At 34.7% G+C, this 24,382-nt stretch carries 19 protein-coding genes; 9 read left to right on the plus strand and 10 right to left on the minus strand.

From position 1 onward, the window contains the following. The first annotated feature begins 86 nt into the window (after nt 1–86). Complete coding sequence (locus FVB9532_RS03385; protein ID WP_150543796.1) at nt 87–1,736, plus strand: C45 family autoproteolytic acyltransferase/hydrolase; 1,650 nt, start codon at nt 87–89, stop codon at nt 1,734–1,736. After that, complete coding sequence (locus FVB9532_RS03390) at nt 1,736–3,019, plus strand: flexirubin biosynthesis putative acyl-CoA ligase FlxY (RefSeq protein WP_150543797.1); 1,284 nt, start codon at nt 1,736–1,738, stop codon at nt 3,017–3,019. The genes FVB9532_RS03385 and FVB9532_RS03390 overlap by 1 nt, the downstream gene beginning before the upstream one ends. Nucleotides 3,020–3,243: 224 nt before the next feature. On the opposite strand, the gene FVB9532_RS03395 is transcribed toward FVB9532_RS03390, so the two are convergent. The 7 genes from FVB9532_RS03395 to tsaD form a co-directional block, all read right to left on the minus strand. After that, nucleotides 3,244–3,795, minus strand: coding sequence for a porin family protein (locus FVB9532_RS03395; RefSeq protein WP_150543798.1), 552 nt, complete (start codon nt 3,793–3,795; stop codon nt 3,244–3,246). Between the two features lie 155 nt (nt 3,796–3,950). Then, nucleotides 3,951–5,144, minus strand: coding sequence for a THUMP-like domain-containing protein (locus FVB9532_RS03400; RefSeq protein WP_317132280.1), 1,194 nt, complete (start codon nt 5,142–5,144; stop codon nt 3,951–3,953). Then, the gene (locus FVB9532_RS03405) at nt 5,144–6,229 is read right to left on the minus strand and encodes an AI-2E family transporter (RefSeq protein ID WP_150543799.1); all 1,086 of its coding nucleotides are present in this window, start codon (nt 6,227–6,229) and stop codon (nt 5,144–5,146) included. The genes FVB9532_RS03400 and FVB9532_RS03405 overlap by 1 nt, the downstream gene beginning before the upstream one ends. Before the next feature lie 24 nt (nt 6,230–6,253). Then, on the minus strand, nt 6,254–6,781 hold the full coding sequence (locus FVB9532_RS03410; protein ID WP_150543800.1) for a TrmH family RNA methyltransferase: 528 nt from the start codon (nt 6,779–6,781) through the stop codon (nt 6,254–6,256). Nucleotides 6,782–6,784: 3 nt separating this feature from the next. Then, the gene (locus FVB9532_RS03415; RefSeq protein ID WP_150543801.1) at nt 6,785–7,426 is read right to left on the minus strand and encodes a DUF4159 domain-containing protein; all 642 of its coding nucleotides are present in this window, start codon (nt 7,424–7,426) and stop codon (nt 6,785–6,787) included. Nucleotides 7,427–7,468: 42 nt separating this feature from the next. After that, nucleotides 7,469–8,176 (minus strand): 16S rRNA (uracil(1498)-N(3))-methyltransferase, encoded by a 708-nt coding sequence (locus FVB9532_RS03420; RefSeq protein WP_150543802.1) that lies wholly within the window; start codon nt 8,174–8,176, stop codon nt 7,469–7,471. A 9-nt stretch (nt 8,177–8,185) separates the two neighbouring features. Continuing rightward, a complete protein-coding gene (gene tsaD, locus FVB9532_RS03425) occupies nt 8,186–9,208 on the minus strand; it encodes a tRNA (adenosine(37)-N6)-threonylcarbamoyltransferase complex transferase subunit TsaD (protein ID WP_150543803.1) in 1,023 nt (340 codons plus the stop codon). A gap of 219 nt (nt 9,209–9,427) precedes the next feature. Between tsaD and FVB9532_RS03430 the strand changes: the two genes are divergently transcribed. Continuing rightward, nucleotides 9,428–13,786 (plus strand): translocation/assembly module TamB domain-containing protein, encoded by a 4,359-nt coding sequence (locus FVB9532_RS03430; RefSeq protein ID WP_228482250.1) that lies wholly within the window; start codon nt 9,428–9,430, stop codon nt 13,784–13,786. 290 nt (nt 13,787–14,076) lie between these two features. Here FVB9532_RS03430 and FVB9532_RS03435 read toward each other — a convergent pair whose 3' ends face one another. From FVB9532_RS03435 to FVB9532_RS03445, 3 genes are read right to left on the minus strand one after another with little or no spacing between them, the layout of a single operon-like run. After that, nucleotides 14,077–15,804 carry a sodium:solute symporter family protein gene (locus FVB9532_RS03435; RefSeq protein ID WP_150543805.1) on the minus strand — a complete coding sequence of 576 codons (1,728 nt, stop codon included), beginning with the start codon at nt 15,802–15,804 and terminating at the stop codon, nt 14,077–14,079. A 43-nt stretch (nt 15,805–15,847) separates the two neighbouring features. Further along, nucleotides 15,848–16,234, minus strand: a complete 387-nt coding sequence (locus FVB9532_RS03440) for a RidA family protein (RefSeq protein WP_150543806.1) — start codon at nt 16,232–16,234, stop codon at nt 15,848–15,850. Nucleotides 16,235–16,244: 10 nt separating this feature from the next. Beyond that, the gene (locus FVB9532_RS03445) at nt 16,245–18,905 is read right to left on the minus strand and encodes a putative LPS assembly protein LptD (RefSeq protein WP_228482246.1); all 2,661 of its coding nucleotides are present in this window, start codon (nt 18,903–18,905) and stop codon (nt 16,245–16,247) included. A 187-nt stretch (nt 18,906–19,092) separates the two neighbouring features. Between FVB9532_RS03445 and FVB9532_RS03450 the strand changes: the two genes are divergently transcribed. The 6 genes from FVB9532_RS03450 (at nt 19,093) to FVB9532_RS03475 (ending at nt 24,339) form a co-directional block, all read left to right on the plus strand. Continuing rightward, on the plus strand, nt 19,093–20,205 hold the full coding sequence (locus tag FVB9532_RS03450) for an N-acetylmuramoyl-L-alanine amidase family protein (protein ID WP_150543808.1): 1,113 nt from the start codon (nt 19,093–19,095) through the stop codon (nt 20,203–20,205). Nucleotides 20,206–20,259: 54 nt separating this feature from the next. Beyond that, nucleotides 20,260–21,207 (plus strand): MlaD family protein, encoded by a 948-nt coding sequence (locus FVB9532_RS03455; protein WP_150543809.1) that lies wholly within the window; start codon nt 20,260–20,262, stop codon nt 21,205–21,207. A gap of 9 nt (nt 21,208–21,216) precedes the next feature. Next, nucleotides 21,217–22,560 carry a 4Fe-4S dicluster domain-containing protein gene (locus FVB9532_RS03460; RefSeq protein WP_150543810.1) on the plus strand — a complete coding sequence of 448 codons (1,344 nt, stop codon included), beginning with the start codon at nt 21,217–21,219 and terminating at the stop codon, nt 22,558–22,560. Nucleotides 22,561–22,632: 72 nt separating this feature from the next. Then, nucleotides 22,633–23,013 (plus strand): LNS2 domain-containing protein, encoded by a 381-nt coding sequence (locus FVB9532_RS03465; protein ID WP_150543886.1) that lies wholly within the window; start codon nt 22,633–22,635, stop codon nt 23,011–23,013. 25 nt (nt 23,014–23,038) lie between these two features. After that, nucleotides 23,039–23,830: a (Fe-S)-binding protein gene (locus tag FVB9532_RS03470; RefSeq protein WP_150543811.1), complete on the plus strand. Its 792-nt coding sequence runs from the start codon at nt 23,039–23,041 to the stop codon at nt 23,828–23,830. A 26-nt stretch (nt 23,831–23,856) separates the two neighbouring features. After that, entirely contained in the window at nt 23,857–24,339 is a 483-nt protein-coding gene (locus FVB9532_RS03475; RefSeq protein ID WP_150543812.1) for an ABC transporter ATPase, read from the plus strand. Nucleotides 24,340–24,382 lie beyond the last annotated feature (43 nt).

Raw genomic sequence — 24,382 nt, forward strand, 5'->3', positions numbered from 1 at the left:
TTCTTGTAGGGATAACGACTATAAAACCTACAAGGTTTTAAAAACCTTGCAGGATGATAGCGCGGTAATTTTTATATTTGCTTACTATGCGGTTTTATTATTTCATTTTATTCATTTTTCTTGCTTCCTGTGGTGTTCAAAAATCCTTGGAAGACCGACCTGATTTAACTGGAATAGAAAAAATTGACACGCTTCGCCTTCAAGAAGAAAAAGAATATTACCGTTTGGCTAATAATTCTCTGCGCAAGAATCCACAAGGTTTATGGGAACTTTATGTAGAAGGAAACCCATTGGAACGTGGCTTAGCCATTGGTAGTTTAAGTCGTGATTTGCTGAAAAAGCAAGAAAAAGCTTTTATGAGTAAGTTAGATGATTTTGTAGACTCTCCGCAACAAAAAAAGTTTTTAAGTAAGATCGTCAAGTGGTATAACCGTAAAATGTATTTACATATTCCGGAAGAATATAAGCAGGAAATTTACGGGATTTCCCGTTTTAACTCTCACGATTATGATGAGTTTGCCAAGCCTTATGTACTTTCATTGTATCTGCATGGCGCGCACGATATTGGTCATGCACTAAGTGATTTGATGTTGGTGGGATGCACTTCTTTCGCCGCTTGGGATGAACATACAGAAAACGGACAATTATTACTGGGCAGGAATTTTGATTTCTATGCCGGTGATGCTTTTAATGAAGAAAAAATAATCGAATTTTTTAATCCGGACTCCGGTTATAAATTTATGATGTATTCTTGGCCGGGATTTATCGGTTCGGTTAGCGGAATGAACGAACATGGCCTCACCGTAACCATTAACGCCGGGAAATCTAAAATTCCGTTGATTGCGAAAACGCCTATTTCTTTAGTTACACGTGAAATTTTGCAATATGCCAAAACCACCCAAGAAGCGATTGCCATTGCTAAAAAACGGGAAGTCTTTGTTTCAGAATCAATTATGGTGGGAAGTGCCGAAGAGCATAAAGCTATTCTTATTGAAGTTTCCCCAAAGAATTTTGGCGTTTACGAAGTAGAAAATTCTAGTGAGTTAGTGTGTTCCAATCACTTTCAAAGTGAAGCTTATACAGAAGATGCAAGAAACCAATCGGCCATTAAAAATAGCCATACGCAACAACGCTACGACCGGATGAAAGAATTATTAGCCGAAAGTAATCGACTGAATCCTGAGAAAGCCGCTGCCATTTTACGTGATAAAAAAGGAATAAACGATAAAACCCTGGGCTATGGGAATGAGTTAGCGATTAATCAGCTCTTAGCACATCACGGCATTATTTTTCAGCCTGAAGAACGTAAAGTTTGGGTTTCTTCAAGTCCGTACCAATTGGGTGCTTTTGTTGCTTATGATTTAGATGAAGTTTTCAAAGAATTTGAACAAGGCGATCATTCACTAAAAGGAATTGATTCACTGGGCATCCAGGAAGATCCTTTTGTAAATTCGAAAGCTTTTAAAAACTATGAAAACTACCGAAAAGAAAGTCGGTTACTTCAAGAGCATATTCAGCGTAAAGAACAAGTTTCCGAAGAAAAATTAGTAAGTTTTATCGCTTTAAATCCTGATTTCTGGAAAGCCTATTATTGGGTAGGTGAGTATTATTTTCAGCAGAGAAATTATAAAAAAGCAATTGTTTATTTTAAACAAGCTTTACTGCGGGAAGTAACGACTTTACCAGACAGAAAAATGCTTGAAAAACGAATTAAAAAAAGTTACCGAAAAATTTAATGGAATCTACCCTCACACAAATACCTTCAATGACCTGGGAATTAATTCAGCAGCAATTAAAATATGTGGAAACTAATTCTGTATTTTATCGGGAAAAATTTCAGCAACTAGGAATTTCGGTAGATAAATTACTCCCAAAAGATTTTACAAAATTTTCCATCACGACCAAAGAAGAGCTGGCAACGCGTAACAAGGATTTTATTTGTGTGCCGAAAAGCGAAATTATAGACTATGTCACCACTTCGGGTACTTTGGGCGAGCCGGTAACTTTCGCGTTAAATGAAGCCGATTTACAGCGCTTGGCTGCAAATGAGGAGAAATCATTTCAGCTTGCCGAAGTAACCCTAGAAGATGTGGTACAGATTACGACAACGCTGGATAGACGTTTTATGGCAGGAATGGCTTATTTTTTAGGCTTGCGTAAACTTGGTGCCGGTTTGGTACGGGTAGGTTCCGGTGTACCTGAATTACAATGGGATTCGATTAAACGCTTTCAGCCAACTTACTTGGTGGCCGTTCCTTCGTTTTTAATTAAACTGGGGAAGTATGCTAAAGATCATGGTATCGATTGTAAAAATACCTCGATTAAAGCGGCAATTTGTATTGGAGAGTCTTTACGTGATGAAAATTTTAAATTGAATGCCTTAGGGAAAAAAATTGAAGAACTATGGGGGATCGAATTGTTTTCCACCTATGCTTCTACAGAAATGAGTACGGCATTTACCGAATGTGAAGCCCATGAAGGAAATCATATCTTGGAGGATTTGATTTATACCGAAATTGTTGATGAGCAAGGTAATTTAGTAAAGGATGGTGAAGTAGGGGAATTGGTAATTACCACGTTAGGAATTGAAACCATGCCGCTTGTACGTTATGCTACCGGCGATTTGGTTAAAAAAATTACTTCGCCTTGCAAATGTGGCAGGCAAGGAGCTCGATTGAGTTCGGTACTGGGTCGAAAAAAACATCTCATTAAATTTAAAGGCACGAGTATTTATCCGCCACAAATCACGGAAGCTTTAGCCGATTGGCCGGGGATCGATTTGCATTTAGTGAAAGTTTCTACCAGCGAAGTAGGTACAGATCATTTAGAAGTAATTCTACCCAATTCATTTCCCAAAGAAGAATTGGCAACTTTAAAGCCGCATCTCCGGGCAAAATTACGTGTCGTACCCGAAATTGTATTCTGGGAATTTGAAAAACTTCAGCAAACGGTTTTTAACCCTAAGCATAGAAAACCGATTCGATTTATTGATGAACGAACACAGGGTGATAAGATATAGATTGGATGTACTTTGAGTGAAAATCTACAAATTTGATTTTTTACCAAAAATTGGTATATTTTAGAAAAGTAAATTAACGGAATTTAGGAATATACTCTCGAAGATTGATCGGAAAATCAAGCTGACAAATTTCTGTAGAAATATAAATACGGCTTTTCAGTAAGTAAATAAAAAAAAACCGAAACAGGTTTGCTTCGGTTTTAGAATATTTAAATTTTTGTCTATTAGAAAAAATAACCTACTGAAAATTGGAAAACACCGTTTTGATTTTTATCGTTAAACCCATCTAGATCATTAATATCAGATAATCCAAGATTGTACCTTAGCCCAAAATAAAGTCCGTTATCTAGTTTATAACTTACTCCAAAGTTCACCCCTAAATCCACAGAATTAAATGAATCTTTGACATCGGTACCTTCATTATCTGCAGCTAGTAAAAATCCTATTTGAGGTCCGACTTCAAGGCTCAAGCCTTTGGTAACATAATACTTTCCCATTAAAGGTAAATTTAAATAACTCAATTCTACCGTATCATCACCAATGCTATAACCTTGACCAGAATACATTAATTCCGGTTGAAAAGAAAATTTTTCTGAAATAGGTATTTCACTCATTACACCAAAGTTAAATGAAGTTACAGGGTCTATATCTCCTGTATTGTCTCCGCTAATAGAAGCAAAATTCAAACCTCCTTTAACCCCAAATTCAACTTCTTGAGCAAAAAGATTTGCCAATCCAAAAAAAGTCATCACAGTAACTAATAATAGTTTTTTCATAATTTTTGTTCTTTAATTGATTTATATACTCCAATGACGTGATGAAGTTGGCGATGTTGCAATCGTCATCATATAATTCTTCGATAACTAGGAAGTAGGAATCATTTGAATAAAAATTGATTCCCCTAATGTGAAAATTTAGTTTAATGACAGAACTACACCTTTTTACACACCAGAATCATTTTTTCATGATCAGAATTGCTCGTAAAAAACAAATAGACATTTCCACCATCTTTGATGCTCAGTTTTTTTCTAATTTGTTCAACGCTTAACGGAAAATTTCTAGTGGTTACGTTAGCTTTTGTAATTCCGAGTTTCTTAAAGGCTTTCTTTTGGAAAGGAAGCTGCTTTTCAATTGTAAACACCCGGCCCGGAAAGTCTATTTGCTCTTCAGAGGTATATAAATGACTATGAGGAGCGATTTTTTTTAGTGGAAAGTGTTCTCCTAACGAATTAAAAAAACCGGCTTTTAAAATAGCTGAATTAGGTTCATATAAATAATGAAGTGGTTTATTGTAATTGATTTCCACAGTGTCCTCAGCATAAAAATCAGCTTGAAATACTTCTTTTTTACCTTTATTGAAATTCACGCATGTAAAAGGAAGTTGACTTTCATTGTTTGCTGAAGTGATTTTCCATAATAATTCTTTCACTTCATTATTCACGGCGATTACTTGAATTTCTTCCACCTGAAAATTCAATTCTTTTAAACCTAAACTCAAATCGAGTAGAGGAGAAGTCTTCATCAATATTCCATTGTGAGAATGTTTCAGCAATAAATCTAAGTAGTGAAGTATATCGGGTTCGCAATCTTGTAATCTAAATACACGACCGCCAATCTCATTTCTTCGGGAAGGATCTATATATATCCAATCAAAAACCTTATCGGAGTGTTGAAGATAATCAATGCCATTACCGCTATAAAATTTAATATTTCCATTTGGAGATAACTGCTGAAAGTTATGATTGGCAATTTTAGAAAGTTCTTCATTGATCTCGTAATGAGTAACTTCTTTAAATTGTTCTGCAAAGAAAAAACTGTCAATTCCAAAACCGCCGGTAAGATCGATTAAAGATTCTCCTTCAACCTGTTTGGCCTTATAGTTTGCGGTAATTTCAGAAGAAGTTTGTTCTAAATTAAGGCTTTTTGGATAGATGATATTTTCCGTTGAAAACCATTTGGGGATTTTATTTTTGGCTTTGCGTTTGGTTTCAATTTGAGTAGCCAGTTCTTGAATAGAAACATCACTAAATGGACTTCCTTTTAAAATAAGTTGTGGAAGATCTGTTTTTAAATTTTCGTTGATAAACGCTTGAACTTCTTGTTGAAGAATGGCCTTATTCAACATTATAAATCTTTAGTAAGGTTCTTTACAATTTTGTATTCGCTAAATGCTTCTTTAGCAATTACTTTGATGGCAGTGTAGGTGGGGATAGCGACAATCATTCCAATTACATTAAAAAGTAAACCGGCAATTAAGATCACTAAGAAAATTTCTAACGGATGTGACTTTACACTTTTTCCAAAAATAAGAGGTTGATTGATAAAATTATCAATGAGCTGAGCGATTAAATATCCGCCTAATACATAGAGTAATTTAGGTAAAATGATAGAAGAAAAATCGGCTCCCAAATTACTTGATATCACAAACATCATCATTAAAACTCCGGCCACTACTGGGCCTAAGTAAGGAACAATATTTAAGAAAGCACAAATACAAGCAATAGCTATAGGATTATCTACATCAAAAACCATTAATAAAATGGAATACAAAATAAAAAGCACTAAGAGTTGAAGGGTAAGCCCAACAAAATACCTAGAAAGTAAGATTTTAATTTTATTGAATACCAATTTAAAACGCTCTTCTTCCCCATAATTGGAAAAAACCAAAATACTGTTCAGCATTAAATTACTGTCTTTGAGAAGAAAAAACGATATAAAAATAATAGAAAATACGCCTATAAAAGCAGTTCCCAACCCTCCGAAAAGCAGGTTCATAAAATCAGGAATTACCTTTAAATCAAAATTTTGAACAAAGGTAGTTTGACGTAAGCCTTGAATAATATCAATTTGTTTGACCCCTAAATATTCTCGTACTTGAACATTCAAGACATTGAGATCTTTTTTAAAGGCATCAATGTCAATCTGTGCCAGGTTTTCACTTTGCTGAATAATGATAGGTACAAAAAGAGCGATTAACCCAACAAACACCAGTAAAACCATCAATAACACGACTACTACAGCAAGTTTATTGGGGAATTTGAGTGTATCCCGTAAAAAAATAACAATTGGCCTTCCTACTAAAGCAATTACAGCAGCAATTGCGATATAGGCGATGACTGATTGTACTTCATGAATGAAATAGCACAATACAACTACTCCAAGGATAATCCCCAAGGCTTTTAAAATACCAAATGCTATCGATTTGCTCATTGACTTACTCACGCTGTAAAGATATTATTTCTGTTGAAATGAGTTTAATTTTTTAGTAATTTCATACAAAGCAATGCCGCTAGCTTGTGCTACATTCATACTGCTATTCTTCCCAAACATAGTAATATGAATATTTGCTGAAGTTTTTTCTAGCAGGTTTTTATTAACTCCTACATTTTCTTCGCCTACGATTAGCGCTACAGATTGATTTTCCTGAAGTTCAAGTTGTTCTACCGAAATGCTATCATCGGTAATTTCTAAAGCTAAAAGTTGAATATTTTCTTGTTGAAATCGTTTTATCACTTCTTCAATATTTTCTTCAAATTCAAAGGAAACCGTATGTTGAGTTGAACGCGCGGTTCGTTTTAAGCGATTACTTTTAATAACTGCTTCGTCAATTCCGCAAAAAATGATTTTTTCAATATGAAAAGCATCGGCCAATCGAAATAAACTTCCGAGATTGGCAGGACTACTCACTTGATCTGTAATTAGAGTGATGGGAAATTTTTCCGAAGAAAATTTATTGGAATAATGGTCTAATTGTTCACTCATCGATTAATTTTCAAAAGCGTATTTAACAATATTAGCCCCCATTTTTAAAGCTTTTTCTCGCACTTGTTGTGGATCGTTATGTACTTCTGCATTTTCCCAACCATCGCCAAGATCACTCTCGAAAGTAAATAGTAATATAAGTCGGTTTTCATAAGTAATTCCAAATGCTTGTGGACGTTCCCCGTCGTGTTCGTGAATTTTAGGTAAACCTTCCGGGAAATTATAGGCAGAAGAAAAAATAGGGTGATCTGCCGGAAGCTCCTGCAATTCTTGATTAGGAAATACTTTCTTTAATTCTTTCTCAATATAAGGACGCATGCCATAGTTGTCATCAATATGAAGAAAACCTCCACTAATTAGATATTTTCTAAGGTTTTGAGCGTCTTCTTCAGAAAAGAAAACATTTCCATGCCCCGTCATATGCACCAACGGATAAGTAAAAATATCGGTACTTCTAGGTTCTACCGTTTGGGGCTGCTTATTTATAGAAGTTTCTATATTTTCATTACAAAATGCAATGAGATTGGGAAGGGAAGTAGGATTTCCATACCAATCGCCACCACCACTATATTTTAAGACCGCAATATCTTGGGCTTGTAAAACAGTGAAAACGAAGCAAAAAAGAAGCGTAAAAAGCTTTTTCATAGCAATTGAAAAATTTCAATAAATATAATGAGAATTTTATTACTAAAATTCATTAATTAATGCAGCAGTATGTGTGGCTACAATGGCAGCAGTTTCGGTACGTAACCGAGTATGGCCTAAGGTAACGGGAATAAATTGCTGTTGAAGCGCCAATTCAATTTCTTCAGGAGAAAAATCACCTTCAGGGCCAATTAGTAGGGTATAAGCTTCACCGGCTTGTAATTCTTTTTGAAAGGATTTTTTTTCTTTTTCCTCACAATGAGCTATAAATTTTTGTCCATCATGGTGTTGTTGAATAAATTCTTTAAAGGAAATCGCTTCTGTGATTTCCGGCAAAGTATAATGTAGAGATTGTTTCATTGCGCTTTGTAAAACCCGCTCAAACCGATTTATCTTGACCACCTTTCGTTCACTATGATCACAAATAATAGGTGTGATTTTATCGATTCCTATTTCGGTAGCTTTTTCTAGAAAAGTTTCAAAACGATCATTCATTTTGGTAGGGGCTACTGCTAAATGCAAGTGATATTTTTTATCTCTTTCCTGCTCGAAATTTTTAATTTTCGCTTTACATTTATTAGGGTTAGCTTCAATTATTTCAGCTTCAAATAAAAACCCTTTTCCATTGGTAATGTTTAGGTTATCACCTTCTGATTTACGTAAAACTTTAACAATATGTTTACTTTCATCTTTAGGGAAAATTACTTCTTTATCGTTTTTAGAAATGGAAGGATTATAAAATAATTGCATAGTAATTTTTTAAAGGGAATAGCGAGCTTGAGCCGTGATACTGGCATCTGAAAATTCTTTATTCAAATATTTGTAATGTCCCACAATAGCGATCATCGCAGCATTATCGGTAGTATATTCAAATTTAGGAATGTAGGTTTTCCAACCAAAGCGTTCTTGGGCATCAATAAGTGCAGTTCTAATTCCACTATTGGCAGAAACGCCACCACCGATGGCAATTTCTTTAACCCCGGTTTGTTTTACAGCTTTTTTTAGCTTGTCCATCAGAATTTTTACCACCGTATATTGAAAGGAAGCGCAAATATCTTTTAAGTTTTCTTCAATAAAATCAGGATTCTTTTTTTCTTCACGCTCCAAAAAGTAGAGCATCGAAGTTTTTAAACCACTAAAGCTAAAATCCAGATTTTTTACATTCGGTTTAGGAAACGGAAAAGCTTTCGGATTCCCTTCTTTAGCATATTTATCTATTAAAGGACCACCGGGATAGGGAAGGTTTAGCATTTTCCCACATTTATCGTAAGCTTCACCTACCGCATCATCTAGGGTTTCACCAATGACTTCCATTTTAAAAAAATCAGAAACTTTTACAATTTGGGTATGTCCGCCACTGATGGTCAAACCGAGAAATGGAAAATTCGGCTTTTCAAAATCTTCTTCTTCAATGAAATGAGCCAAAATATGAGCTTGCATATGGTTGACTTCGATTAATGGAATTTTGAGTGCAGCTGCCATCGACTTGGCAAAAGAGGTTCCCACTAACAACGAACCCATTAAACCAGGACCTCTGGTAAAGGCGATAGCCGATAAATCTTCTTTTTTGATTCCCGCTTTTTCAATAGCCTGATGTATTACCGGTACAATGTTTTGCTGGTGTGCACGGGAAGCTAATTCGGGTACTACACCACCATATTCTTCGTGTATTTTTTGGGTAGCTACTACGTTACTTTTTATCTTTCCGTTACAAAGCACGGCAGCAGCAGTATCGTCACAAGAAGACTCAATACCAAGAATATATATATTTTGTGAGTCCATTATAATTTTTAGGTCTAAAATTTGTTAGAATTGTTCTTAAAGCTATGTAAATTTGCAAGCTTTGCGGTTGTATTTGTACAACTCAGCACAAAATTAGGATTATTCTAATTAAATAAGAAAAATCAAGCTTAATTAAAACCAGAACCTATTAAAAAGTTTTTTAAAATATTAGGTAGAATTATAGTAGCTATTTTACTATTGTTCTTGGTTTTGGTTTTGGTGTTTTCCATTCCGGCAGTACAAACTTCTGTTGCCCATAAAGTTACCGAAAGAATCAATAACGATTTTAATACCAATATCAATGTTGAACGCATAAGTATTTCCTACAATGGAGATGTAGTTATTGAGGAAGTTTATATTGAAGATCACCATCAAGATACGCTTATTAGCGCAAAACAGTTGAGTACCTCATTGATCGATGTTCCGGCGATTCTTTCCGGTCAGCACCTAGATTTTGGTGATCTGGAAGCAGAACAATTAAAACTTCGCATGAAGCTTTATAAAGGGGAAACAAAAGATAACCTTTCCTTTTTTGGTGAAAAATTTGATAATGGTCAACCCTCGCAAAGCCCATTTGTTTTAACTATAGATCATATTATCGCTATCAATAGTGAAGTGAGCTATGAAGATGAAAATTTAGAAGATGAAGATGTTTTTTCATTTAAAGACTTAAATATCAATGCTTCTAATTTAGTCGTTGATGGTCCAAATGTTTCGGTGAATATAGAAAGCATGAAGGCAGAGGAAAGCAGAGGTATCAAAATAGATCATTTGAGTACTGATTTTAGGTACACTAAAGAAAGTATGCTCTTCGATGATTTTCAACTACAAACCCCTTATTCAGACATAACTAGTGATATCCGTTTTGATTATGAGATAGGAGGCTTGGCAGATTTTGAAAATAAAGTACAGATCACTGGAGATTTCAGGACTTCTAAAGTAGATACCCGTGATTTAAAATTGCTTTACAATGAGTTTGGTGATACCGAAACTATACAGTTTGAAGGAGATTTAAAAGGTACTTTAAATGATTTTCAGTTGAATAACTGGCATTTAACGGGAATGGATCGAACCGTGATAGATGGAGACCTGGATTTTAAAAATTTAATCGATAAAGAAAAGACCTTTAAAATTTCCGGAAATTTTAAGGAGCTTTCTACCAATTATTACGATTTGGTAAATTTACTCCCGAATGTATTGGGGAAAAATTTACCTAAACAACTTATTGAAGTTGGAAGTGTCAATTTAAACGGTTATTTAAGCGCTACACCTACAAGGGTAGTGACTAATTCTCAGATTAATACTCAGTTAGGAAGTGCTAATTTAAATATTGCGCTAGATGATTTAAATGATTCTAAATTTGCTAGTTATAAAGGAAAGATTAAGTTTATTCGGTTTAATTTGGGACGCTTACTGGATAATTCTTCCTTAGGTTATGCTACTTTTAGTTTAAATGTAGACGGACTTGGTTTTTCACAAGAAACCTTAAATACGCAAATAGATGGAACCATCAATCAATTGCAGTTTAATGGATATACCTATAATAAAATCAAGGTTTCAGGAAAATTAGATGCCCCTGTTTTTAATGGGAAATTAATAAGCAACGACCCTAATTTTCAATTTGAATTTAATGGCCTTGCCGATATTTCTGATGACAATAACATATACGATTTTAAGGCAAACGTAAAATATGCCGACCTTCACGCATTAAATTTTGTGGAACGTGATACCTTATCAATTATGAAAGGGGATATTCTTATGAATATGAAAGGTAAAAACCTGGATGATGTGAGTGGTTCTCTTTATTTACAAAATTTCAGCTATAAAAATCAGGATAATCTTTTTGAGTTTGAAGAACTAGAACTCACCTCTAGTTTCGATAATCAAGTGCGAACAATTACTATTAACTCTCCTGATGTGATTAGTGGAGAGGTAGAAGGGATTTTTCAAGTGAACCAAGTTCCGGCTTTATTCCAAAATGCGGTAGGAAGTTTGTACACCAATTACGATCCTATTCCTACTGAAGGAAGTCAGTATCTCGATTTTAATTTTGATATTTATAATAAAATAGTCGAAGTATTCTTTCCGAATATTGAATTAGCGCCCAATACCTTCATCAAAGGAAGTGTACAGTCAGAAGATTCAGATTTTAAACTAACTTTTAGATCTCCTCAAATAAACGTATTTGAAAATATGTTTCAAAAGGTGAATCTTCAAGTAGATAACACCAACCCGCTTTTTAATACCTATGTAGAAGTTGATAGTATTTCTACTAATTTTTACAATGCTTCCGATTTCAATTTAATTAACGTGACCCTCAACGATACACTTTTTGTAAGATCTGAGTTTAAAGGAGGAAAAAACAATAACGACGATTTTAATTTTAGTTTTTTCCATACGATTAATAAAGACCAAAAGTCGGTAGTGGGAGTTCGAAAATCTGATATAAAATTCAAAGAAAGTAAGTGGTATTTCAATAAAAACAATACTAAAAACCAAACTATTGTCTTCGAAAAAGACTTTAGTAACTTCCGAATAGATACACTTACCTTAACTCATCAAGATGAAGAGATAAGGTTAAGCGGAGAGGCGAGTGATACGACCTATAAAAATTTCAATTTAAAATTTGATAATGTAGATCTTTCTAAAATCACTCCTTCCATTGATAGTTTAAATTTAGCCGGAATTGTAAACGGGAAACTTAAATTTTTGCAAGAAAAAGGAGTGTATTATCCCACTTCTTCTTTAACCATCGATGATATTGCGATAAACGAAGTAAAGTATGGCGATTTAAATTTAGATATTGAAGGAAACGAAAATTTGACACAGTATAAAATTGAAGCATTGTTAGGTAACGAAGAGTATGATTTTCTTCAAGCTTCAGGTAATTTAGATGTGAGTAATGAAAACCCAAATATCGATCTCAATGTTAATCTCGATAGTTTTAAATTAAATGCATTTAGTGCTTTAGGTGCCGATGTAATTTCCAATATTCGTGGGTTAGCTTATGGAAATGCTAAGATCTCTGGAGATTATCGAAATCCCGATATTACTGGAAGGTTAACCTTACAAGATGCGGGATTAAAATTCCCTTACCTCAATGTAGATTTAAACTTTCAACAGAATGCAGTAATAGATTTAACTAAACAGCAATTCTTGTTTAACAATGTAGATTTTGTTGATACAAAATACAAAACCAAAGGGATCATCAATGGAACCATTTCTCACGATGGATTTAAAAAATGGAGACTGGATTTAGATCTTGACGCTCCAAAAAGACTATTAGTGTTGGATACAGATTATACCGAAGAATCTCTTTACTACGGAACTGCTTTTATTAGCGGTAGTGCAAATATTGCAGGACCTACCGAAGAATTGGTGATTAATGTAAATGCAGAAACACAAAAGGGAACGATTTTTAAAATTCCGTTGAATGATACTGAAACCATTGGGGATAATTCTTATATCTATTTTCTAACTCCTGAAGAAAAACAAGCAAGAAAAGAAGGGAAAGAGATTAAGGTGAAAGAAGTAAAAGGACTAGAACTTAACTTTGAATTAGATGTTACCCATGAAGCTGAAGTAGAAATTGTTATCGATCAAAACAGCGGAAGTTCTTTACGCGGGAGCGGTGCCGGAACACTTTTGATGGAAATAAGTACCAACGGGAAATTTAATATGTGGGGAGATTTTGTAGTCTATAATGGTGTTTACAACTTTAAATATGCCGGTTTGGTGCAAAAAGAATTTGAAGTAGTCCCAGGTGGCAATATTACGTGGGATGGAAGTCCAACTAAGGCAGATTTAAATGTGCGTGCTTTGTATAGAGCTGAAGCAAATCCCGCAATTTTATTAGAAAACCCGGTTATTAATAGAAATATTCCCGTAGACGTTTATATTAACCTAAATGGCGAATTAAGCGAAACCGATATTAGCTTCGATTTGGAATACCCTAACCTGAGTTCAGTTGTAAAGTCAGAACTTCAATACAGAATCAGTGATCGTCAGAATACCGAAATACAGGCACTTTCCTTAATTACTCAAGGAAGCTTCTTTAGTCAATATACGGTGGGACAAAATGCTCCTGGAAATCTAATTGCAGAACGTGCTTCCGGTTTATTTGATAACATTTTTAGTGATGATGATGGTAAATTTAAAGTAGGTATTAATTACGTACAAGGAGACCGAACTCCAGACCAAGATACGGCCGATAGGTTTGGGGTCACTTTATCTACACAGATTAGTGAACGCGTACTGGTAAACGGTCGAGTAGGGGTTCCTATTGGTGGAGTTACGCAATCTGTGGTAGTAGGAAATGTAGAAGTTGAATTATTGCTAAATGAAGAAGGAACCTTACGGGCAAAATTATTCAATCGGGAAAACAATATTCAATACATCGGGCAGCAATGGGGATATACGCAAGGTGTTGGGATATCCTATTCAGTAGATTTTGATACCTTTAAAGAATTGATCTATAAAATATTAAACAAAGAATTAAAAGTAGAGCAAGTTCCTGAAGAAGTAGAAAAAAATCCAAAATCCCTTGCTCCAGATTATATCGTATTCCCCGGAAAATAAAGTTATAGCATTTACTCTAATAAAATTGTTTTTGATTAAAGAGAATACTGGAAGCTGAAAAATCTTTGTAAAATAGTTTGTAACAAGATTTCCTGCAAGGTCAAAAAGACCTTGCAGCTTACTTTATGAAATTAATACCTGCAAGGTTTCCAAAACCTTGCAGGATATATTTAAACTATTTTTTAGTTTGATTACTTAATAATTTATTTTGAATAGTTCTCGACTCCGCTCGAACTGACATTGGTTTAGTTTTATCAAGTAAAAAATAATTCACTCAAATAATCGATAAACTAAACAATCTTGTTCCAGTTCTTCCAAATAAATAAACTACAAACGCTAGCGATAAGATAAGCGATGATAGCGGAAGTGATTTCCGCATAAATCCAAAATCCTGTTCCGAAGAGAATGGCATAAATACCGATGGTTCCGGTGAAAAAGGCCAATACTTTGTAATTAAAATAATGGAATTTCCCTTCTTTATCAAAAACCAAATTTTGAAAATTAGCTAAGGTTTCTTCATTACTTGGTTGGGTTAATAAAGTGGTCACCACCCAAACGATAGTGGTAAAAACTACTCCAAATACCAATTCCCAATGACTTTCCCAAGTGATTAGGGGTTGCTCTAACTTACTATTGATAAAAAAGAAAATAGCGATTAAAAAAGAACTCAGCATCGCTGCAATTTCACTATAGGGATTAATACGTAACCAAAACCAGCGAAGAATAAATAATAATCCCGTTCCTGCACCAATTTGTAATAGAAGATTAAAAGCATCTCGTGCTTCTTCTAAAATTAATGAAAGTAATCCTGCGGTAATCATCATTAAGAAAGTGGCTATTCTACCCACAGCAACTTTTTTCTTTTCAGAAGCTTCCTGATTCACGAATCGAGCGTAAAAATCGTTTACCACATAACTACTTCCCCAGTTTAAATGCGTGGAAATGGTACTCATAAAAGCAGCTATTAAAGAAGTGGCCACTATCCCCAATAAACCGGAAGGTAAATAAGTAAGCATAGCCGAATAAGATAAGTCGTCTTTTACGAATGAACTATCTAAATTTGGGAAAGCATTTTGTAGGCTCGCTAAATCGGGAAAAACCACTATGGATGCTAAACCAATCAAAATCCATGGCCATGGTCTTATGGCGTAATGGGCTAGGTTAAAAAACATGGTAGCCCAGACAGCGTGCTTTTCATTTTTAGCAGCCAACATTCGTTGTGCAATATAACCGCCGCCGCCGGGTTCTGCACCAGGATACCAAACACTCCACCATTGTACTGCTAATGGAATAATTAATAAAGGGATAAATAATTCGGGTTTTGAGAAGTCGGGGAGAAGATGGGTATTTTTACTAACTTCAGGATTGGAGAGTAAAGCAGATAATCCACCAACTTCAGGTAAATTAACAATATAAATACTAGCCCATACACTTCCAACCATAGCAATAATAAACTGAACAAAATCAGTAATCAAAACGCCTTGCAGACCTCCAAGCATAGAGTAAGTAACGGTAACCAAAGAGGCAATCACCAAAGTTTCCCAAGCGGCAAAATTAAACATCACATGCCCAATTTTGATAGCTGCTAAACAAACCGAGGCCATGATTACAATGTTGAAGAACACTCCTAAATACAAGGCTCGAAAACCTCTAAGAAAAGCAGCACTTTTCCCACTATACCGAAGTTCATAAAACTCTAAATCGGTAGTGATATTACTTTTTCTCCAGAGTTTTGCGTAGAAAAAAACGGTAAGCATTCCGGTGAGCAGAAAGCTCCACCATATCCAGTTCCCATAAACACCGTCTTTTCTTACGATTCCCGCTACCAATCCGGGCGTATCGGCAGCAAAAGTTGTTGCTACCATAGAAACCCCTAAAATCCACCAAGGCATATTTCTTCCAGAAAGGAAAAAGTTTTTAGCGTTTTTCCCGCTGCGGCGAGCTACTACAATTCCTATAAATAAACTAATTAAAAAAAAGGCTATGATAAATAGCCAGTCTAAAGTAGATAGCAACATGAATAATGTTTTTGGTTGCTAAATGTAGTAAAAAGATAGAATATTATGCATCCATTACGGCAATTGCGCTAATTTCAACATTTACAAATTTAGGAAGATTAGCTACTTCAACGGTTTCTCTTGCCGGAGCAGTTTCTTCACTAAAATATTCCGCATAAATTTTATTGATGGTACTAAAGTTATTCATATCACTAATAAAAATGGAAGTTTTAATCACATTTTCAAAAGTCATATCAGCTTGTTTTAAAATGGCCTCTAAATTTTTCATTACCAAATGTGTTTCTTCCTCCAATGAACCTTTAAACAATTCATTGGTAGTGGGATCAATTGCAATTTGACCAGAAGTATAAAGCATATTTCCGGTAAGTACTGCTTGATTGTAGGGCCCGATGGGAGCCGGAGCATGTTTAGTAGTAATAATTTTTTTCATCTTGAATATTTTAGAGGTTTCTATCTCTTTCCCTGTTTTTATCGTATTTAATATCACTAAGTACGCTGGCTTTAATACCAATATAAAAATACCAAGATTCACGTGTACCAAATGGTGTCCAGTTAAAGCTCATTCGCCAACTTTCTAAATCACGCTGAAATCTAAGTTGAGTAAAGGTAAATCCTTTATTTTTAATATCATAACCGGAGGAGGCGCCTACCGACCAACGTGGCGATAATTCAACATTCCCAGAGAACATTAAGGAGTGTGATGAAATTTCATTTTGTCGTGCATTATTATTGTAGGTAACCGTATAAGAAAGCCTTAAATCCCAAGGAATAGTATAATTATAACGCTCCGTATCATTTTCTATGGGTTCATCATCGTCTTCTTCATCTTCAAAAGTACCATCGGTATTCATTCCTTTACCAAAAAGATCATCTTGTCTTCCTCCTTGTCTAAAGGTATCATTTTCGGTTTTATCACTGTTTTTATCGGTAGTACTATCAAAATCTTTACTGGAAAAAGAATATCCAAAACTTGCATTAGCACGTGTTAACCTAAATAAACTACCACCATTATTAATATTCCATTCGTTTATCCGGTTATTGTTATTATTTAACGCATAAGGATCTAAGGCCGCGTTAAAATTAATATCCAATTTATCTTTTAAGACAGGTAAAGTACCTCGTAACTGTAAGGGAGAAAGTGCTAAAGAATCGGCAGCTAAGTCGTACGAAGTACTCACTGAAAGATTACTTAAAAGTTTTCGCTTAATAGGTTCTTCGGCTAAAGAATCTTTCGGTGTTATTTTCGCTTCAAAATCATTGGTCACACTAAACCCAATACTACTGGAATAGCGGTTACTAGGAGCTCCATAAAGGCTTCCTTGAAATCTAGAATATTCAACTACTTTTTCATCTAATCCAGAAGTGGCAGGGATTAAATAAGTATCGTAAAATTCGTCAAACTTCGGATTAATACTATAACTCACGCTTGGTCTTATCACATGACGAATCGCCTGTATTTTCTTGTCTTTGCCGAAGTTGAACATTCCGTAAACTGTGGTACCAACGCTAGAGCTAAAGTTATATGTTCGGTAAGAATCAAAACCTCTAACCGTATCTGTTACTTCTTTTTGAGTATTTTCATTGTAAGAACGCTCATAAGTTTTGAAAACCCAGTTTTCTTGATAAGAAGTCCCGGCACTTACACTAAAATATTTAAATACTTTGAAGTTCGTGTTAATGGGAATGGTATGCTGAATTCCACTCACCGCATCTCGAAACATTTGAGGTTTAAAAAACAAGGAATCATTGGTATTGTACCTGTTTTCTGCTCTTAAACTATAGTTGAAGTTAATATTTTCGATGATTCCCTTTTTTGCACCTACTTTGGGAGCAAACGGATAAATTCTCGCCATACTTGCCTGTATGGTGGGAAGCGTCATATTAATTTCACCGCTTCTACTATTTTGAGTATGGGTGGCCGCAGCTGTAAAATTTACCTGTGGATCTCCTTGAAAAGTCCTATTATAAGAAACAGAAGAGCTTAAGGAGTTATTTAAAAAGTTACCGGTATTGGTTTGGTTAATTGTACGTTGGTAATACTGACTACTTCCTAAATTCACCGAAGCGGCAAACCTAGAATTTGGATTGGATTTTGAATCCTGAGAATGGTTCCAAGTAATATTATAGATGGATTGTTCTGTATAGTCTGGAAAACCAGGTTCGCTATTCAAGAGTTTTTCATACCGGAGATTAAAAGCACCGGAATACTTATAGCGCTTTTTGTAATTAGATTGAAACCTTAAGTCGTAACTACCGTTAGTGTAGTAACTTCCTGTAGTTGTTAAATCTATATAATCGCTTATGGCAAAATAATATCCACCGTTTTGTAAAAAATAGCCTCGTTGCGCATTATCCCCAAAAGAAGGAATAATAAAACCGGAAGCCCTTTCTTCTGTCAAAGGAAAATAGCCAAAAGGTAAGCCTAGCGGAGTAGGGACGTCGGCGATATACATATTTACAAAACCGGAAACGATTTTCTTATCGGGAACCATTTTAATTTTACGGGCGTAGAAATAATATTCAGGATTGTCTACATCTTCAGAAGTGGTAAATTTTACATTTTTCATGTAATATACAGAATCATTCTGCCTTTTCGTGACTTCACCTTTCACTTTAAAAGCGCCTTGATCGGTTCTAGAATTATAAACCAATGCTTTTTCTGTCTTAAAATTAAAACGAATACTATCAGGTTCTACTACATTTTGAGCTTGTGTAAAAACCGGACGCTGCGTATAATTCCCGGTAGAATCTTTGATTCCGAAGGCATAAACTTCTTGCTTACTATTGTCTAAAATAATCAAACCGGCTTCAATAGTTAAATCACCATATACAATTTTTGCTTTATCGTACAGGTAAGCGCGTTCATTTTGCCTGTCAAAACGAATATAATCCTTAGCAGTAGAAACAATATTATCGGTTAGGAAACTATCGTTTTTCTTCTTGGTTTTAACCGAATCAATAAGGACAGTATCTAATTGAACAATATTAATTTCACGAATTAAAAAGTCATTTGGTTCGCTAAAAGGAATTACTTCAGGGCTATTTAAAGATTGATTTACAGGTACTAAGGAATCTCTTTGCTGAGCATATAAACTACCCAAAAAAAATACTGGTAATAAATAAAATAAAAGTGTGTATTTTAGATTTGGTTGCAATGCTAATAGTACTATTTTTGTATTGTTTGGCCTGCTTTTTGAAAACCCAAAATTACATATATTTTTGAAAGCTAAACGTACAATCTTATAAAATTGAAAATTTAGCAAAAATTAGGCCACTAACTCTTTCATTATGAAAACGAATAAATTTTCTTTTATTATAATAGTTCTCTTTTTAATTCTGTTGAATTCCGACAGTTTATTAGCAACTAATCCTCCTACTAAGAAATTTGTAGTAGTGTTGGATGCCGGACACGGAGGAAAAGATCCAGGAAACCGAGGTAATGGTTATAAAGAAAAAGATATTGCCCTGAATATTATTCTAAAAATAGGTGCCGAATTAAAAAAACATCCTGATGTAAAAGTGGTTTATACCAGAACCACCGATGTGTTTATTCCTCTAGACAAAAGAGCAGAAATCGCTAATGAAGCAAATGCCGATTTATTTGTGAGTGTGCATTGCAATGCACATAGCTCTCAAGCTCACGGTACAGAAACTTTCGTACTTGGATTACATAGAAATGCAGATAACCTTAAAATAGCGATGAAAGAAAACTCCGTAATTTACTTAGAGGAAGATTACGAAGTAAAATATGGAGGTTTCGATCCTAATTCCCCAGCTTCTTATATAGGGATGACTTTAATGCAGGAAGAATACTTAGATCAAAGTATTTTACTGGCAGATTTTGTACAGAAAGGTTTTACCAACAAATTAAAAAGAACCGATAGGGGAGTAAAACAAGCTGGATTTTTAGTGCTAAGAAAAACTTACATGCCAAGTGTTTTAGTGGAGACCGGTTTTTTAACCAATAATAGTGAAGGGAAATTCTTAAATTCAAATGCAGGTCAACAAAAAATGGCCGCTTCTATTATTGAAGGGATTTTAAATTATAAAAACAGTTTAAATTTACATTCTACAGAGGTAGAAACACCTGCTATTTCAACTATAGAAAATACTTCATCTGCTTCAGAAGTTTATGATAATATCACTTTTAAAGTCCAATTAGCTGCTGGTTCACAGCCTTTAGAAACCAAACCCTACAATTTTAAAGGATTGGAAGGGGTAAGTCGCCAAAAAGAAGGAAAACTTTACAAATATTATTTGGGAAGTACTTCAGATTATTTAGCCATTCAAGAAAAGCAACGCAAAGCAAAAGAGGTTGGTTATAAAAATTGTTATATTGTCGCTTTTAAGAATAATCAAAAGATTAGCGTTAATGAGGCGTTAAAAAGTAAAACAAAATAGACTTGTTTTCTATTTTTAATCTTTAAATTTGTTAATCACTAAATTCATATACTCTTGAAATTAACCAACGAAGTCAAAACTGCTCTTTTAGCTATAGTCGCCATCGTACTTTTGGTATTTGGGTACAGCTTCCTAAAAGGCAATAATTTATTAGATAGCAACAGAACTTTTTACGCAGTATATAACGAGGTAGAAGGATTATCTGTTTCTTCCCCTGTAACCATTAATGGACTACAGGTAGGAACAATTACCGAAATAGGCTTTTTAAATAAAAAAGGTAGAATATTGGTAAAGATGACCGTTCAAGACAATTTTGAATTTTCTAAAAAAAGTAAAGCTCAAATTTATGGAGGGGATTTAATTGGAGGAAAATCAATGGCTATTTTACCTGATTATACAGCAGAAATAGCAAAATCTGGAGACACTTTAATAGGGGAGATTGATGAAGGTTTATTAGAATTGGTAAACGATCGTTTAAAACCATTACAAGAAAAAATAGAAAACACAGTAGTAAGTGCAGATTCTTTATTAAATGGTATCAATGGAATTTTAAATGAAGAGACAAGGGATAATTTAAAAGGAACCATTGCTAAACTTAACGAAACCATGGGCTCATTTAAAAATGCAGCTAATAATTTAGATGGTTTATTAGATCGAAATTCCAGTAAATTAGACAACACTTTTACTAATTTAGATGAAATGTCTACTAATTTAAATAACTTCTCAGATACCCTTTCTAAAGTAGAAGTAAATAGATTGGTAACAGAATTTGAAGGAGTTATCAAAGATTTTAAAGGAATTGCAGATGGGTTGAATAATGGAGAAGGTACTGCTGGAAAATTATTGAAAGATGAAAAAGTCTATAATAATTTAGACCGGGCCACCAAACAATTAGAAGAACTTTTACAAGATATTAAACTTAATCCAAAACGATACGTACATTTCTCTGTATTTGGAAAAAATGCAGGAGAATATAAAGAACCAAAAGATTCTCTAAAATAACCACCTTCTATGCAAATAGTCTCTCAAATACTTTTTGTGGTCGCGTTAGTTTTTGGTATTGGCTTTTTTGCCCGAAATATCAAAAAACTAATCAGATACATTAAACTTGGTAAAGATATAGATAGAACCGACCAACCTAACGAACGCTTTGCTAATATGGCCAGGGTAGCTTTAGGGCAGTCAAAAATGGTAAAAAGACCCATCGCGGGGATGCTTCACATCTTTGTTTATGTAGGTTTTATAATTATTAATATTGAAGTTTTAGAAATTATCATAGACGGTATTTTTGGAACTCATCGTATTTTTTCATTCTTAGGAACTGCTTATGATATACTCATCGGTTCTTTTGAGGTATTGGCCTTATTGGTTTTAATAGGAGTAATCGTTTTTTGGATTCGAAGAAATATCATTAAGCTGAAAAGGTTTTGGTCTAACGAAATGAAAGGATGGCCAAAAGATGATGCCAATTATATCCTTTATTTTGAAATGGTGCTTATGAGCTTATTTCTTATCATGAATGGAGCCGATCATCAATTGCAAATCTTAGGAGCCCATCATTACGCCAACGAAGCCGGAATTATGGGATCTTTTCCTATAAGTCAGTTTTTACTACCACTATTTGACGGATTAAGTATTTCAACCTTAATTATTATAGAACGAGCCGCTTGGTGGTTACATATTCTAGGAATTTTATTCTTTTTGAATTACTTATACTATTCAAAACACCTTCATATTTTATTGGCTTTCCCAAATACCTATTATGCGAAACTAAAACCTAAAGGGGAATTAGATAACCTAGAAGCGGTTACCAATGAAGTAAAATTAATGATGGATCCGAATGCAGATCCATTCGCTGCACCAGAAGCAACTGAAGGCGAAGAAGAAGTACCTGAAAAATTTGGAGCTAGTGACGTACACGACCTCAATTGGGTACAACTTTTAAACGCCTATACCTGTACTGAATGTGGACGCTGTACTTCAGAATGTCCCGCCAATCAGACCGGCAAAAAACTTTCTCCGCGTAAAATTATGATGGATACCCGCGACCGTTTAGAGGAAGTAGGAAAAAATATAGAAAAAAATAAAGAATTTAAAGACGACGGAAAGCAGCTGTTAAACGATTATATTACTACTGAAGAACTTTGGGCATGTACTACTTGTAATGCGTGTGTAGAAGCTTGTCCGGTAGGTATAGATCCACTTTCTATTATTATCGACATGAGACGTTATTTAATGATGGAACAAAGTGCTGCTCCCAACGAACTGAATATATCTATGGGGAACATAGAAAATAATGGAGCTCCGTGGCCATATAACCAAATGGACCGATTAAATTGGGCTAACGAAAACTAAACAATTGTGAAAGAAAGAAAAGACGAAAAGGACGTAGAAGATTTACTAAAAGATAAATCTGAAAATGGAGAATTGGTAAGTCCTGTTCTTCCTCGAGAGGTAAAAAATTACCTTATCGATATAGACGGGACCATTACAGAAGACGTTCCCAATGAAGAGCCGGAACGTATGAAAACCTGTAAACCTTTTGAAGACGCTCTACATACTATTAATAAATGGTATGAAAAAGGACATCGCATCTGTTTTTTCACTTCAAGAACAGAAGATCACCGCGAAATTACGGAGACTTGGCTAGACGAAAACGGATTTAAATATCACAGTTTACTCATGGGAAAACCAAGAGGCGGAAATTATCACTGGATAGATAACCACTTGGTAAAAGCCACACGTTACAAAGGAAAGTTTACCGATTTAGTAGAAAAAAGTGTAAAAATTCAAGTGTTTAAAGATTAATTCTTTCACTTAAAAAATAAATTTTATGGCAGAAGCAATTAAAGTACCTACAATGGCAGAATATATGGCAGAAGGCAAAAAGCCCGAAGTCTTATTTTGGGTAGGTTGTGCCGGAAGTTTCGACGACCGCGCTAAAAAAATCACCAAAGCTTTTGTAAAACTGTTGAGCAAAGCAGGTGTAGAATTTGCTGTTTTGGGAACCGAAGAAAGTTGTACAGGCGATCCTGCCAAACGCTCAGGTAACGAATTTCTTTTTCAAATGCAGGCCGTTACCAATATTGAAGTGTTGAATGGTTATGAAATTGAAAAAATTGTCACCGCTTGCCCCCATTGCTTCAATACCATAAAAAATGAATATCCTGAATTAGGTGGAAATTACCAAGTGATGCACCATACCCAATTTTTAAAAAGCCTTTTAGATGAAGGAAGATTAAAAGTGGAAGGTGGAAAATTTAAAGGAAAACGAATTACTTTTCACGATCCTTGTTACTTGGGAAGAGCCAATAATGAATACGAAGCACCACGAGATTTACTAAGAAAACTGGAAGTAGAATTAGTAGAAATGCGCAAGTGCAAGAAAAATGGACTTTGTTGTGGAGCCGGTGGCGGGCAAATGTTCAAAGAACCTGAAAAGGGAAATAAAGACGTAAATATTTTGCGTACCGAACAAGCCATAGAAACCCAACCTGAAGTAATCGCGGCCGGTTGTCCATTTTGCAATACTATGATGACTGACGGCGTAAAAGGAAAAAATAAAGAAGGGCAAATTGAAGTAATGGATGTTGCTGAAATGATTGCCGATGCGGAAGATTTATAACCATTGAATGTTGAAGATTAGAGTATATGCTGATTAATTTTAAAGATTTGCCGGCAGAGGCCCGGGTATGGATTTACCAAGCAAATCGACCATTTACCGAAGAAGAATTAGAAGAAATAAAACCAGAATTAGAAAATTTTCTTACTGCTTGGACCGCACATGGGGCGAGCTTAAAAGCCGCTTATACTATTAAATACAACCGTTTTATTGTATTTGGTTTAGACCAAGAAATCAATGCTGCAAGCGGATGTTCTATCGATGCCAGTGTACATTTTATTCAATCCTTAGAGAAGAAATATAAAATTGATTTATTGGATAAGATGAACGTTACCTTTAAACAAGGGCAATATGTAGCACATAAAACCCTACTTGATTTTAAGAAAATGGTTAAAAACAAATCCGTTTCTGCCAATACAATCGTATTTAATAACCTAGTTAACAACAAACAAGAATTTATCCAAGACTGGGAAGTTCCTTTAAAAGAAAGTTGGCATAGTAGATTTCTTTAATTACCATACTTTAATTCTGTTTTGTGGCGTTATTCTTGAACTA

The organism is Mesonia oceanica, from assembly GCF_902499555.1.
GTDB lineage: Bacteria > Bacteroidota > Bacteroidia > Flavobacteriales > Flavobacteriaceae > Mesonia > Mesonia oceanica.

Excerpts from the sequence above, each read along its gene's own strand:
- FVB9532_RS03385 (WP_150543796.1), top strand. The coding sequence starts at position 87 with ATGCGGTTTTATTATTTCATTTTATTCATTTTTCTTGCTTCCTGTGGT.
- FVB9532_RS03390 (WP_150543797.1), top strand. The coding sequence starts at position 1,736 with ATGGAATCTACCCTCACACAAATACCTTCAATGACCTGGGAATTAATT.
- FVB9532_RS03395 (WP_150543798.1), bottom strand. The coding sequence starts at position 3,795 with ATGAAAAAACTATTATTAGTTACTGTGATGACTTTTTTTGGATTGGCA.
- FVB9532_RS03400 (WP_317132280.1), bottom strand. The coding sequence starts at position 5,144 with ATGTTGAATAAGGCCATTCTTCAACAAGAAGTTCAAGCGTTTATCAAC.
- FVB9532_RS03405 (WP_150543799.1), bottom strand. The coding sequence starts at position 6,229 with ATGAGCAAATCGATAGCATTTGGTATTTTAAAAGCCTTGGGGATTATC.
- FVB9532_RS03410 (WP_150543800.1), bottom strand. The coding sequence starts at position 6,781 with ATGAGTGAACAATTAGACCATTATTCCAATAAATTTTCTTCGGAAAAA.
- FVB9532_RS03415 (WP_150543801.1), bottom strand. The coding sequence starts at position 7,426 with ATGAAAAAGCTTTTTACGCTTCTTTTTTGCTTCGTTTTCACTGTTTTA.
- FVB9532_RS03420 (WP_150543802.1), bottom strand. The coding sequence starts at position 8,176 with ATGCAATTATTTTATAATCCTTCCATTTCTAAAAACGATAAAGAAGTA.
- tsaD (WP_150543803.1), bottom strand. The coding sequence starts at position 9,208 with ATGGACTCACAAAATATATATATTCTTGGTATTGAGTCTTCTTGTGAC.
- FVB9532_RS03435 (WP_150543805.1), bottom strand. The coding sequence starts at position 15,804 with ATGTTGCTATCTACTTTAGACTGGCTATTTATCATAGCCTTTTTTTTA.
- FVB9532_RS03440 (WP_150543806.1), bottom strand. The coding sequence starts at position 16,234 with ATGAAAAAAATTATTACTACTAAACATGCTCCGGCTCCCATCGGGCCC.
- FVB9532_RS03450 (WP_150543808.1), top strand. The coding sequence starts at position 19,093 with ATGAAAACGAATAAATTTTCTTTTATTATAATAGTTCTCTTTTTAATT.
- FVB9532_RS03460 (WP_150543810.1), top strand. The coding sequence starts at position 21,217 with ATGCAAATAGTCTCTCAAATACTTTTTGTGGTCGCGTTAGTTTTTGGT.
- FVB9532_RS03470 (WP_150543811.1), top strand. The coding sequence starts at position 23,039 with ATGGCAGAAGCAATTAAAGTACCTACAATGGCAGAATATATGGCAGAA.
- FVB9532_RS03475 (WP_150543812.1), top strand. The coding sequence starts at position 23,857 with ATGCTGATTAATTTTAAAGATTTGCCGGCAGAGGCCCGGGTATGGATT.